9 protein-coding genes are annotated in these 13,605 nt (G+C 34.3%); 2 read left to right on the top strand and 7 right to left on the bottom strand.

All coding sequences use genetic code 11. The features are described 5' to 3' along the window. Window position 1: 1 nt before the first annotated feature. The gene (locus tag H599_RS0110775; RefSeq protein ID WP_026714148.1) at window positions 2–964 is read right to left on the bottom strand and encodes an MlaD family protein; all 963 of its coding nucleotides are present in this window, start codon (window positions 962–964) and stop codon (window positions 2–4) included. Window positions 965–1,011: 47 nt separating this feature from the next. Next, window positions 1,012–2,163, bottom strand: coding sequence for an N-acetylmuramoyl-L-alanine amidase family protein (locus H599_RS0110770; RefSeq protein ID WP_026714147.1), 1,152 nt, complete (start codon window positions 2,161–2,163; stop codon window positions 1,012–1,014). An 81-nt stretch (window positions 2,164–2,244) separates the two neighbouring features. On the opposite strand from H599_RS0110770, the gene H599_RS0110765 reads away from it, so the two are divergent. Next, window positions 2,245–4,980: a putative LPS assembly protein LptD gene (locus H599_RS0110765; RefSeq protein ID WP_026714146.1), complete on the top strand. Its 2,736-nt coding sequence runs from the start codon at window positions 2,245–2,247 to the stop codon at window positions 4,978–4,980. A gap of 44 nt (window positions 4,981–5,024) precedes the next feature. Further along, complete coding sequence (locus H599_RS0110760) at window positions 5,025–5,405, top strand: RidA family protein (protein ID WP_026714145.1); 381 nt, start codon at window positions 5,025–5,027, stop codon at window positions 5,403–5,405. Here the strand turns inward: H599_RS0110760 and H599_RS0110755 are convergent. The 5 genes from H599_RS0110755 to H599_RS0110735 form a co-directional block, all read right to left on the bottom strand. Continuing rightward, window positions 5,395–5,769, bottom strand: coding sequence for a methylglyoxal synthase (locus tag H599_RS0110755; RefSeq protein ID WP_026714144.1), 375 nt, complete (start codon window positions 5,767–5,769; stop codon window positions 5,395–5,397). The two genes, H599_RS0110760 and H599_RS0110755, sit on opposite strands and share 11 nt — an antisense overlap. A 6-nt stretch (window positions 5,770–5,775) precedes the next feature. Beyond that, a complete protein-coding gene (locus H599_RS0110750) occupies window positions 5,776–6,627 on the bottom strand; it encodes an N-acetylglucosamine kinase (RefSeq protein ID WP_026714143.1) in 852 nt (283 codons plus the stop codon). A gap of 138 nt (window positions 6,628–6,765) precedes the next feature. Next, a complete protein-coding gene (gap, locus tag H599_RS0110745; protein WP_026714142.1) occupies window positions 6,766–7,770 on the bottom strand; it encodes a type I glyceraldehyde-3-phosphate dehydrogenase in 1,005 nt (334 codons plus the stop codon). Window positions 7,771–7,853: 83 nt separating this feature from the next. After that, window positions 7,854–8,840 carry a 6-phosphofructokinase gene (gene pfkA, locus H599_RS0110740; protein ID WP_026714141.1) on the bottom strand — a complete coding sequence of 329 codons (987 nt, stop codon included), beginning with the start codon at window positions 8,838–8,840 and terminating at the stop codon, window positions 7,854–7,856. Window positions 8,841–9,087: 247 nt separating this feature from the next. After that, window positions 9,088–13,464, bottom strand: coding sequence for a translocation/assembly module TamB domain-containing protein (locus H599_RS0110735; protein ID WP_081810545.1), 4,377 nt, complete (start codon window positions 13,462–13,464; stop codon window positions 9,088–9,090). Window positions 13,465–13,605: the final 141 nt, after the last annotated feature.

Genomic DNA, 13,605 nt, shown 5'->3' with positions numbered 1-13,605 from the left:
GTTATTTTTTTGCTTTGGAAATAGTATCATTTGGTCCTACATAAGGCTTATTTTTCTTTCCAAAAAGAGAAATATTTACATAACGGGTTGGATACAAACGAAGATCCTGAAGCAATAATTCTAATTCCTTAGAAGTATTTGACAAATTATTATAAAAAGCTTCGTCTTTAAGTAATTTACCCATACTTCCGTCACCGGCTTCTAAACCAGCCATAATTCCGTTCACTTTAGCCAAAGTAGAGTTTAAACTTTTAACCGTTTTCCCTAAATCGGCTTTACTTAGAGAATCAGAGATTTTAGAAAAATTACCGGAAATTTTATTAAAATTAGTAACCATTCCGCTGATTTGGGTTTTATTTTCAGCCACTAAAGAATTCACTCCCACTGATGCCTGATGAAATTGCTCCATCGTTTTGCTTAATTCAGCTAAACTTTTCTTTAAATTTTCCTGTGTGTTTTTGTCCAAAACATTATTGATTCCGGCAATCAGATTATCAGCATTTACCAATAATTTTTCAATCTTATCCTGAAGCGGAACTAATTTTTTACTCAACGACTCAGTCATTCCTAAACGAACGCTTCCATTTAGCTTATCCCCGTTTTCAATTTCTGTTTTATTCGAAAAATCAGGTTCAATAGCAATTTGTTTTCCACCGATAAATCCCGGTTCGTAAATTGTTGCCAAACTGGTTTTTGAAATTGGAAAATCAGTTTTAATTTGCATTTCAACTAATAATTTTCCATTCGAAGGATTGATGGTAATTTGTTCAATTTTACCAATTACCAAACCATTTATGGTTACTGCCGCTGAAGGAGCTAAACCTTCCACGCTGTCGTATTCAGCATATAATGTAGTATAACTATTAAAAAGATCGCGCCCTTTTAAAAAACTATAACCCCAAATAAATATCAATATTGCTGCAATTACTAAAATTGCTGTCTTAATTTCTCTAGTTAATTTCAAAATAATAGGTTTTAGTGCAAATTTAAAACAAATAATAGAACTTGACGTTATTTTATTGCATCCTGAATATCGATTTGATTCCCGTTCTTGTAAGCAACCACAAAAGCCGAATTAAATCCTTTTTCTTTAGCTTCGCTCAAAAGCTTTCTGGAATCTTCATAATCAGCCGTTTGTCCGTAAAAATATTTGTAATTTTTCCCTATGCGTTCCATGGTAACACTGCGAAGTCCTTTAAAATTTTTAGGCGCTAATTCTAATTTTCTTCCCGAAACAGCCAGTTGAACCTTAAAAATCACATCTGAATTCGACTGAGAAACTGTTTTTTTGGCCACAACAGAATCTGATTTACTCTTTTCAGGAGTAGCGGTATCAGGCATTCTTTCGTTCATTCTTTGAGAAGGTTTCACTCCAACTTCCGATTCACCGCCGCCAAAATATTCGTTTTTATAACTAATAATAGCATTAGCAATCGCTCGGGCTATATCGTTTTGTCCTTCTTCCGAATCTAAAACATTTCCTTCTGTATAATTAGAAACAAATCCCGTCTCGATTAAAACCCTAGGCATATACGCTTTATGCAACACCATAAAAGGTGCCTGTTTTACTCCCCCGGCTCTGATTTTTTTGCCTAAAGCAGCAAAACCATTTTGTATTTTACTTGCCAAAGAAATACTATTATCTAAATATTCTTCCTGCATTAAGGTAAAACCAATCATCGTTTCCGGCGAATTCGGGTCAAAACCTTCGTATTTTCTTTTATAATCTTTTTCTAAAGTGATTACCGAGTTCTCTTTTTTAGCCGCTTCCAGATTGGAAGCAATTTTACTCATACCCATCACATAGGTTTCCGTTCCATCGGCAGCTGTATTTCTATTAGCATTACAGTGAATGGAAACAAATATATTCGCATTGGCTCTGTTAGCAATATTAGCTCTTTCAACCAAATCAATAAAAACATCGGTTTTTCGGGTATAAATCACATCTATTTTAGGATGAGACTCTAATATTTTACCTACTTTAAGAACAATAGCCAGGTTTATTTTTTTCTCTACGTGACCATTATAAGATGCCCCAAAATCATGGTCACCATGACCTGCATCCAGAGTTACTTTAAAATTACCCGACTGGCTATAATTAGTAAAAGAAAGAAAGAGAAGTAAAAAAGTTAGTACAACTTTTGTTTTAGTAATTACAAACATAAATCTAAAGTTAATTTTAATTAAACACTACGGCTAGAATTTGATTATTTGACTATTTTTGACGAAAAATAATCTGTAAGTTTGACACTTCAAAAAACAAGCCATAATTTTACAAAAATAGTATTTATCCCTTTGCATACAAACTTATTTCATATCGTTTTATTATCATTTTTCTTAACATTTGGGGCGTCTGACGTCTATTCTCAGGATATTTCTAAGAAAACGAAAGCCATCTCTGCGAAACAAACAAAAAAATCAGCGGAAACCAAAACCACCGTTAAAGACACTATTCGTAAAGAAACCGACAGCATTAAAAAGGATAGCATCAATCCAAAAAAAGCTTTTTTGGAAGGAAAAGTAAAATACAAAGCCGATAAATATGCTAAAATTGATCAGAAGCGAAAATTAATCACGCTCTATGACAATGCTGAACTTTATTATCAGGATATCGAATTGAAATCCGGAATAATTATAATGGATTATGAAAAAAATGAAGTTTATGCCGGAAGAATCAAAGATTCTTTAGGAAAATATACCCAATACCCCAACTTTAAACAAGGTTCTAATGTGGTAGAACCCGATTCTATCCGCTTTAATTTTAAAACCAAGAAAGCTTTAATTTGGAATTCTAAAACCGATCAGGGCGAATTTAACGTAAAAGCAGCCATTACGAAAAAAGAAAACGATTCAGTCTATTTTTTAAAAGGCGCACGCTTCACCACTTCTACGAATAAAGAAAATCCCGAATATTATTTCAGAACTTCTAAAGTAAAATTCATTCCCGGAAAAAAGGTCATCACCGGACTAACAAACTTAGTTATTGCCGATGTACCAACCCCAATTGCTTTGCCTTTTGCTTATTTTCCAATGAGTAAAGAAACCAGCGTTTCGGGAATTATTTTACCAAGTTACAACAATTCCAATACCCGCGGATTCTCTTTGCAAAACGGAGGATATTATTTTGCCCTGAGCAATCATTATGATTTAACTGTTTTGGGAGATTATTACACTAATGGAAGTTACGGTATGCGATTTGAGTCTTCTTATGCTAAAAGATACAAATTCAGAGGAAATATTAACGTTCGTTTTGAAAACCTGATTAACAGTGAAAGAGGTTATCCGGATTATTCCAAACAAAATATTTACAACATCCAATGGTCGCACTCCCGGGATTCTAAAGCAAACCCGAATTCCTCTTTCTCGGCATCGGTAAACTTAGGAAGTAGTAAATATTTCCAACAATCCATTAACCAATCCAACACCGGTTCGACCTTAAACAATACACTGAGTTCTTCGATTTCTTATTCAAAGACTTTTAACATTGTTCCTCAGGCCCGATTGTCGCTAACCGCGACACATTCGCAAAATACGCAAACGGAATCTATCAATATGACACTGCCAACTTTGCAATTTAGCTTGGACAGAATGTATCCTTTTGTTGGAAAAGACGGAGTTAAAAAAGGTTTTTTCAAAAATATTAACTTACAATACAACCTTAACGGTCGAAACTATATCAATACTACAGATTCTTTATTCTTTAAACCGGAAATGTTTAAAGATGCTAAAATTGGTTTCCAACACAGTATTCCTTTGAGTACAAACTTTAAATTATTCAAATATTTTAGTGCCACCACCACCGCTAACTACGAAGAAGTTTGGTACACTAAAACGATTCGAAAAGAATACAACACAGAACAAAGTGCCGTTGTTACTAATACCGTTAACGGATTTGATGCTTTCAGAACTTATAATTTTTCAGCCAGTTTAGGAACCACTATTTACGGAACTTTTAAATTTGGTGACGATAAAAAAATTCAGGCTATCCGACACGTAATTCGCCCTTCTTTCTCCTATTCCTACACACCTAGTTTTGAAAAATATTACGATACCTATTCTTCTGATGCCAGCGGAAGAATGGATCAACGATACACCCGTTTTGAAGGCGGAATTTTCGGAGCGCCGGGATTAAGTAATTCAAACATATTAGGAATCAGTATCAGTAATACTTTTGAAGCAAAAGTAAGAGACAAAGACTCTACCAAAACAGAACCTAAAAAAGTAATGCTGCTGAACAACCTGAATCTTTCTACCAGTTATAACTTAGATGCCGACGGTGTAACCGCTCTGGCCTGGTCTCCGGTTCGTGTAAGCACAGGAGCACAGTTTTTTGAAAACAAATTAAACGCCAACTTAGCCGCTACTTTAGATCCTTATGCGATTGATAATTCCGGTCAAAGAATTAACAAATACAACATTGAAAACGGCGGTAGTTTGTTTAGAATGACCAGTGCCAATATTACCTTAAATTATGCTCTGTCAAGCAGGGATAAAAAAGACAACAAAGACAACAAAGATGCTCAAACCACCCGAAACGGTGGACGTGAAGACGACCTTTTTGGAACCGCTACCGATTTGAACGACAACCGAAAAAGTATGTTTGACGGCAGCGAAGAAGAAGGCGAAGATACTATTTCGGAGTTTTTTAATTCTAAAATTCCGTGGGATATGACTTTTGCTTATTCCTTTACCTATAGCAACAATAATCGGGAAAACAGAATTTCAGGAAACTCCTTAATGATTTCCGCCAATACTGATTTAACACCAAAATGGAAAGTTGGGGTTTCTACAGGATACGATTTTGTTCAAAAAGGAGTAACTTACACACAATTACGCTTTGAACGTGATTTATCAAGTTGGCGAATGAGTTTCAACTGGACTCCTTTTGGTACTAATGCCAACTGGAATTTCTTTATCGGAATCAAATCCGGTATCCTGAGTGATATTAAATGGGAAAAACGAAACTATTCGAATCGTTAATTCTTTAGTTTAAATACAACAAATCATTTTAAATCAATAATGTCATGAAAAAAATAATTTTCACCGAAAAAGCACCTGCTCCAATCGGTCCTTACAACCAGGCTGTTTTAATCGGAAACATGCTTTATACTTCAGGACAAATTGCCATTAACCCTGCCGACGGAAATCTGGTAACTTCCAGCATTGAAGCCGAAACGAAACAGGTTATGGAAAACATAAAAGCCATTCTGGATGCTGCCGGAATGACTTTTGAAAATGTGATTAAATCAACTATATTTATTATGAATATGAATGATTTTGCTACAATTAATACCGTTTATGGTTCCTATTTTAACGAAGTAACCGCTCCAGCACGTGAAACGGTTCAGGTGGCATGTTTGCCAAAAAATGTTAATATTGAAATTTCGGTAATTGCTACAATCTAGTTGCAATTGCATCCAATAACAATTGTGCAGTAGCTTCATTAGTAGCTAACGGCACATTATGCACATCACATACACGAACCAGCATATTTACATCCGGTTCGTGTGGGTGACTTGCCAAAGGATCTTTAAAAAAGAAAACCATATTAGTTTTCCCTTCCGCTACTCTGGCTGCAATTTGCGCATCACCTCCCACAGGTCCCGAAAGCATTTTCATTACCTTAAAACCTGCTTTTTCAGCTCTTCCTCCCGTTGTTCCGGTAGCAATCAACTGAATACTCTCTTTTGACAATACCTCTTTATTTTTGTTTAAAAATTGAACCATGTCAACTTTTTTTCCATCATGTGAAATTATAGCGATTTCCATATTTTTTTATTGATTCGTTACATGATATGAAATTAATCCGTCAATAGGTCTTCTCAACACATTACCTAATTCTAAATTGTATTTATCAAATGCCTGTTGCAATTCTTCTCTTAAATAATAAGCGATAGAACCTACAAAATGCACCGGTACTTCATGACAATTTTCGTATTGCATTACATAATTCTTGATAAAAGACTTCATCCCTTTACGAATGATTTTTTGACAAAATTCCGTATCTTTATGCTGAATTAAAAATTTAGCAAAAGTCGCTAAATACGCATTCGGATTTTCCTCTTTATATAATTTGTTTTTAATAAAATCAGGATCAACATTGAACTCTTTTTCAAATTCAACCGCTAAATCCTTTGGCATTTTATTGAAATAATATTTTCTGATTAATTCTTTTCCATAAACATTACCACTGGAATCATCCATAACAATGTAGCCTAAAGATTGTACTTTTTGATGCAAAACAGTTCCGTCAAAATAACTACAGTTAGACCCCGTCCCTAAGATACACACGATGGCTTTTTGATCCTTAGGAGTCGTTGCATAAACAGCGGCATAAGTATCTTCTTCCACCACAATTTCAGCATTTGGAAAATACTCCTGAAAAACGCCCTTCAATGTAATTTTCATTCGATCCGTTCCGCAACCTGCTCCATAGAAATACAAATGAGACACTAACTTTTTACTTTGCTGTATATCAAAACGATCGTCTAATCGGGCTATAATCTGGTCTCCTTCTAAGATTTCCGGATTTAATCCTAAAGTTTGGGTGGTAAATAATATTTTTCCCTGGTCGTCTATGGCAATCCAATCGGCTTTGGTAGAACCGCTGTCAACTATTAATTTCATTTGTTTGTTTTTGGTGTGTTAGTTTTTTGTTTTTAGCCTTCAGATTGTAATTGAAATAAATTCCGCTGCAATCTCTTGTTTTTAGAAAATAAAAATCCCGTTAATTTTAAATAACGGGATTTTATATTGATTTGAATATTATTTCAATCCAGAAATGTGAACTGATAAATCTAATAATTTACTTGAATATCCGTACTCATTATCGTACCAAGAAACTAATTTGAAGAAAGTAGAATTCAATCCGATTCCGGCAGTAGCATCAACGATAGAAGTTCTTTTGTCAGAGATGAAATCCTGAGAAACAACTGCGTCTTCAGTATATCCTAAAATACCTTTCATGTTAGTTTCAGAAGCTTCTTTTAAAACTTTCATGATTTCTTCATAAGAAGTTTCTTTAGCTAATTTTACAGTTAAATCTACTGTAGAAACGTCAGCAGTAGGAACACGGAAAGCCATACCTGTTAATTTTCCATTCAAAGAAGGAATTACTTTTCCAACAGCTTTAGCAGCTCCTGTAGAAGAAGGAATGATGTTGATTGCAGCAGCACGTCCACCTCTCCAGTCTTTTCTTGAAGGTCCGTCAGCAGTCATTTGAGTTGAAGTTGTAGCGTGAACTGTAGTCATTAAACCTTCAACAATTCCGAAGTTATCATTGATAACTTTAGCTAAAGGAGCTAAACAGTTAGTAGTACAAGAAGCATTAGAAACAACTAAATCAGAAGCTGTTGCAGTTTCGTGGTTTACTCCCATTACAAACATTGGAGCGTCAGCAGAAGGAGCAGAAATAATTACTTTTTTAGCACCACCTTTTAAGTGTTCACTTGCAGTATCAATAGTTGTAAAGATACCTGTACATTCAGCAACTACATCTACATCAACTTCGTTCCATTTCAAATCAGCCGGGTTTCTTTCAGCAGTGATACGAATGTTTCTTCCATTTACATATAATTTACCATCTTTTACTTCAACTGTTCCGTTAAATTGACCGTGAACAGAATCGTATTTTAATAAGTAAGCTAAGTGATCTACATCTAACAAGTCGTTGATAGCAACTACTTCTACATTGTCTCTGTTAAAAGACTCTCTGAAAACAATTCTACCGATTCTTCCGAAACCGTTTATTCCTAATTTTACTTTTGACATTTCTTTTTTATTTATTTATTGTTTATTATGTGATTTGTTTTTTGCGTGTGCAAATTTAAGGATTAATTCTGCTACAATTTTTTTTAAGTTGTGATAATATCAGAAACGCGCAACAATTCACGATCAATTTCCGACTTCCCTTTAATCGCTAATGATAGCGGCGTAAGATTTACAGTATCATTTTTCAATCCTACCATAAAGTTTGAAACCCCTTCCAATAAAGATTCTACCGCTTTAACACCCAAACGGCTTGCTAAAACACGGTCAAAACAAGAAGGCGAACCACCTCTTTGCATGTGTCCTAAAACAGAAACACGCACATCATATTCCGGTAAATTAGCATCCACGTAATCTTTTAATTCAAATACGTTTTTACCAATTTTATCTCCTTCAGCAATAACTACAATACTGGATGATTTTCCGGAAGCTTTACTTTTTTGAAGCGATTCTAATAAACGCTCTAAACCTAAATCTTCTTCAGGGATTAAAATTTCTTCGGCTCCACCGGCAATACCCGCATTCAAAGCAATATGTCCGGCATCTCTTCCCATTACCTCTACAAAGAATAAACGGTTATGAGAACTCGCTGTATCTCTAATTTTATCGATAGCTTCTACAACGGTATTTAAAGCTGTATCATAACCTAAAGTATGACTGGTACCATAAATATCATTATCAATAGTTCCCGGAATTCCCATAACAGGGAAGTTATATTCGGAATTAAAAATTAAAGCTCCGGTAAAAGTTCCGTCTCCTCCAATAACTACTAAAGCTTCGATTCCTGCTTTAATCAAATTTTCATGGGCTTTTTTCCTTCCTTCCGGAGTTCTGAATTCTGACGAACGCGCCGATTTCAAAATTGTTCCTCCTTTATTAATAATGTTATTTACACTACGAGGTCCCATTTCTTCGAAGTCGCCTTCAATCATTCCCTGATAACCTCTGTAAATCCCAACACATTCAATATTATGGTACGCACAAGTTCGAACCACTGAACGTATGGCGGCATTCATTCCAGGCGAATCTCCACCTGAAGTTAAAACACCTATTTTTTTAATTGTTTTTAGCATAGTTTTAGTTTTGAAAGGTAAAAATAAGAAACATAAATTACTTTAAAAGCTTCTGTTTTATTATTTTAACTATTTATTACAAATTCAAACGTTTTCGTTAATAAGTTTTAAGAAAAACAAAAAAAGCCTTATTTTTTTTAAAAGAAAACGATTTTTATAGATTTTATATAAGAATAACCTATTATTTACAACTTTTTAACATCAATTACGAAATTAGATTTTTTACAAAAAAATAAAATCACTTTTATTAGTCTTCATCCGTTCGAACGGCCTCCGAATTATTCTTAGACTCTTCTTTTTTAGGTTCTTTACTATTGTTAAAATTAATATATTCCGGAGTTACATTAGAATCTTCAAAATATTCGTTAGTAGTTTTTACTTTTTGAATTTTATATTTTTTGAAAATTTTACTCACTAACTCTCTGAATGTATCAAAATCAACTTCATAGGTTAACCCCAGACCTTGCGTATAACCAATACCCTGCCCGATGTAATTAATATCATTTTCCCGGTTAAATAATCGCAGATTCATCGTTCCATCCTGATTTACCCTGTATTGCACTTCCACATCCCCTACAACAGCTGATTCATTAATTCCTCCAAAAGGAACCCCTACCTTTCCGTTAATCGAAATACGTTCGTTGATTTTAGAAGAAATCGTTGCCACTACTCGCCCATCCGTTTCTTTACCAATTCTTCGATCGGGAGATACATAATTTAAACCTACTTTAAATTTATCATTATCGGTTTTCAAAATATCTCCCAGCAAACTGGAAGCTGTTTCAAACAAACTTCCGGAGAAATCCGACTGATTTACTCCTTCCGGACTCAGGAATCCTCCCGAAGAAAGCAAGTACAAAGCCTGTGTTTGACGCACATCTTTATCGTATAATTTATACTGTATTTCCGATTTCAAGACATTACTTACCGTTGGGAACTCGATATTAAATTCCGGATCCGGACTCGCCAGATCTCCCTGAATACCAATCACTACATCAACCGGAACTTTTCGGTTAAATGAGGAATTATCCAACAACACCGCAGGATTTGCAATCGTTTTATAAACCGCCTGAAGATTTAACTGTGCACGCATCGGGTTTCCTTCCCAAATAATCGAACCTCCTTTTCTAACCGCAAACTTTTTATCGATTAAACCACCGTATTTAAAATTATACGTTCCTTCATAAGCCTGGAAATCGCCCCACATTTGAAATTTCCCCAAAGTATTTATTTTAAACAACAACGAACCATACCCTTTTCCGCGCATTCCATGACCGGAATTACGGTCTAAAATCACTTCAATATCAGCATCAGGCGTAATATCCAAATCAAACTCCAGTTCGAGTCCGTTGTATTTTCGACTATTTTCAACGATACCCATTTTGTTATTGTACTTTTCTTTAGGAGTTACAAAATGAATAAAGGAATTTTCACCTACACTTTCGGCATAATTAATCGGAATCTTAACATCTGATCCTTTTTCTGATTTGGCTGCAATTTTAATAAACAAAGCATCCGTAGGTCCTTTTATCGAAGCATTTCCGTTAATAAATGCGGTTCCGTAATAAGCCGCATCTTCAGAATCTTTAGTATCCAAAACCACTAATTTTTTAGAACTAATATCAAAATCCAGTTTCCAATCGGAAAAATTACGATGTTCGATACTTCCGTTCAACAAACCTTTGGTATTGAATTTTGAATCGGTAATCGTATTATTTCGAAATAAAAAAGTTTCATCAACCAAATCCACAATCGAGCGATCGTTCAGCTGATAATCAACATTCAGATACGGAATAGTCATCCCGGCTTTATCTACAAACAAACGTCCGCTAATTTTTGGTTTATTAACATCGCCTGTAACCACCGAATTTCCGGTAACAAAACCTCTTATATTAGACAAAACCTCACCACCCAGAGAACTAAAAACCCCAAGATTAAATTTATCCAGCTTAACTTTCAGGTCTAAAATGGTTTTCTTATTTACAATTTCAAAACTTCCGTTTGCATTGAACGATTCAATATTATCATTAGTTAAATAGGAATCAATAGTAAACTTTTCCAGATTTTGATCACCTTCAATATTAAATTTCAAAACACCCAAATCGGTTTTATTAATATTCAGTCGATTGACCACTAAAGAAGCCGTTGGTTTGTACATTTGATTGTTTTGCTTAAAATGTACCTCGCCGTTAACATTTCCGTTAAAGACAAATTTGCTGCTCAAAGGCGTGACTTTGTACAAATCGATGTCTTTAAAATTTAATTCTAAATCCTTATGCAATCGATCGTCAATGGTTCCGTTTAAAGAAACCGACTGTCCTTCGTGAGATAAAATAATATTGTCGAAAACAAAATTCTTAAATGACTTATCAAAAACAATTTTGTTATCCGAATGGTCTTTTTGATTCAGATACCAAAGATTTTCTTTGAATTTCATCTCCGATTTACTAATCCCGACCACATTATTATTTTCCTTATCAATAGTGTGATATAAGTTCAAATTAAAATAATCCTCTCCTTTTTCACCGCCTTTAAATTCCGAACGGAACAACAAAGTATCTTTAGTCGTAATGTTAATCAAACTAAAATCACGCATTTTATAATAAGGCGTTTTGATGCTGTCTAATTCGACATAAGCATTGTACAACGGGTTTTTATTATCAACCGCCACACGGATATTATCAAAAGTATTTTTAGCATAAGTAATTTTAGGTGAATTAAAATTCATCTTAAATTCCTGACTGTCGGCTTTAATAAATCCTTTCAAAACCGTATTAGTTGCTAATCCCACTTCGGGATACAAAATCTCTACAATTTTATTATAAACCGTGAAATTAAATCGCAGAAATTGTCCTTTATCTACTTTTTCAGGCTTGAAATTCGTGTATAAACTTCCCAACGAATTTCGGGTGAGCTTCCCTAATTGTTTAAACTGAAAATGTCCCACCATCTGACCTTCTACAATATCGGGCGAATTAATGGTAAGTGTTCGGATTCCTTTTTCATCAAAATTAGAACTCACATTAAAATCATCAAAAACATAAGTATCCTTTACATTTTGATAAGAAGTTTGTTTGATAAAAACATTTCCCTGTAAATTTTCGATGGTATTTCCGGTAAGTTGCACCACTACATCTCCTTTGAAATTGGAAATGCTGTCATTTACAAATTTGAGTCTGTGCAAATCAGCTTTAGTAACATTAATATGAAAATCATACTTGTTTTCTTTAGCACTTAAATCAACTAATCCATCGAAATCCATCGCCAAATTTGGATCGGCAACAGTAATTTGTCCTTTATAGTATGGCAGTTTGAAATTCCCGTTAACCGTTATATTATTATATGTATAACCTTTATAATCCAAAGTATTAATCGCTCCTTTTACCTGCGTATTCAAATATTTCTCCGTAAAACCTTTCCCGTCAGCATTGACGTCCATCGTTACTTTTCCTAAATCTTCCCGATTTAAAAAAGTTCCCACATCAAAATTTTCAAAAACTACATTTCCGTTATAAGCCGCTTTGTCAATGAAATCAATATCTGTCATCGAAAAAACCGATTGCACCCTTCCAATTTCTGTTTTCATATTCAAAGCTGCATCAACGGTTGAAGCTGTCAACTGAATATTTCCTTCCATCCAGCAATTTCCAAGCGTTTTGATTTCCAAAGGCAATTTTTCACCTAAAACTTTTGGCATCAAATGAACCAAATGATCATAACTGGTTGCAACCTGACTAAAATCGCCATCCATATAAAAACGCTGCTGCTCTTTTCCGAAAATATTTTTAAAACGAATATCTCCATCCATTTTAGAACCATTGGAATCAACCATTCGCAAACGACTTACGTACAAATCGTTTAAAGTTCCCCTCAAATCAGTTCTTTTGAGATAAAAAAACTGATTTTTAGCTAAACCGTCGTAAAAACATCTCACATCATTTGTTCCAACGGTAGCCGAATGGATTTTCAAATCCCATTTTACTTTATCATTAAAATGAGTAAAATCTTCAATTTTATAATTAAGTGCTAATTCGCCTTTAATTTTCGAATATGGTGTTTTTAAATCAAAATTTCGAAGTTGAATTTTTTTCTTGGTATAACTAAAAACCGTACATAAATCTTCAACAAACAAACCACGATGATCTAAAAAAGACAATTTATCAATTTTAATATCCACATCGGGACCGTAAAGTTTAAAATCAGTTAATTCAGCATTGACTTTTGTAAAATCAACATCTTTAGGATTAACCCGGTTATAATCATACAATCTAAAATGCGCATTTCTGATAGAAGCCTTATCAGAAATAAAAAGGGTATGTTTTCCGGATGGCGGTGCTCCCGAATCGAAAGATTCGATAAAAACATCCATATTGGTTTTCTTTTCGTTTTTATAGGTTTTCATATCAAACAAAACCCCGTCCAAACGAATCGTTTTAAAAATCAAATCACCCTCCATCACCGCATTTAAATCCAAAAGATTGGTGTTTAAAATTCTGGAATAAATCAAAGTATCTTTGTGATGGTCCAAAATCAATACATTTTGAATTTTAACCCCGCCAAAAACCGAAATTTTAACCTTATCAATAGCGATATGAGTACCAAAATCATTATTAATGCGATTCATCAAATATTTCCCCACTTTGGTTTGAACCGTCGGTAAGGTCAATGCGATACCCAGCAACAACAATAGAATGATGAGCCCAAGAATTATATTTGAAGTTATTTTGATCGCTTTTTTGATATGCTTTGCTGTTATGTTGATGAA

Origin of the sequence: Flavobacterium daejeonense DSM 17708, from assembly GCF_000425425.1 — a bacterium.
Taxonomy (GTDB): Bacteria; Bacteroidota; Bacteroidia; order Flavobacteriales; family Flavobacteriaceae; genus Flavobacterium; species Flavobacterium daejeonense.
This window is presented reverse-complemented; position numbering and strand designations above follow the sequence as displayed.

Coding starts and splice junctions, on each gene's coding strand:
- H599_RS0110770 (WP_026714147.1), bottom strand. CDS start 2,163: ATGTTTGTAATTACTAAAACAAAAGTTGTACTAACTTTTTTACTTCTC.
- H599_RS0110760 (WP_026714145.1), top strand. CDS start 5,025: ATGAAAAAAATAATTTTCACCGAAAAAGCACCTGCTCCAATCGGTCCT.
- H599_RS0110755 (WP_026714144.1), bottom strand. CDS start 5,769: ATGGAAATCGCTATAATTTCACATGATGGAAAAAAAGTTGACATGGTT.
- H599_RS0110750 (WP_026714143.1), bottom strand. CDS start 6,627: ATGAAATTAATAGTTGACAGCGGTTCTACCAAAGCCGATTGGATTGCC.
- gap (WP_026714142.1), bottom strand. CDS start 7,770: ATGTCAAAAGTAAAATTAGGAATAAACGGTTTCGGAAGAATCGGTAGA.
- pfkA (WP_026714141.1), bottom strand. CDS start 8,840: ATGCTAAAAACAATTAAAAAAATAGGTGTTTTAACTTCAGGTGGAGAT.
- H599_RS0110735 (WP_081810545.1), bottom strand. CDS start 13,464: ATGAATCGCATTAATAATGATTTTGGTACTCATATCGCTATTGATAAG.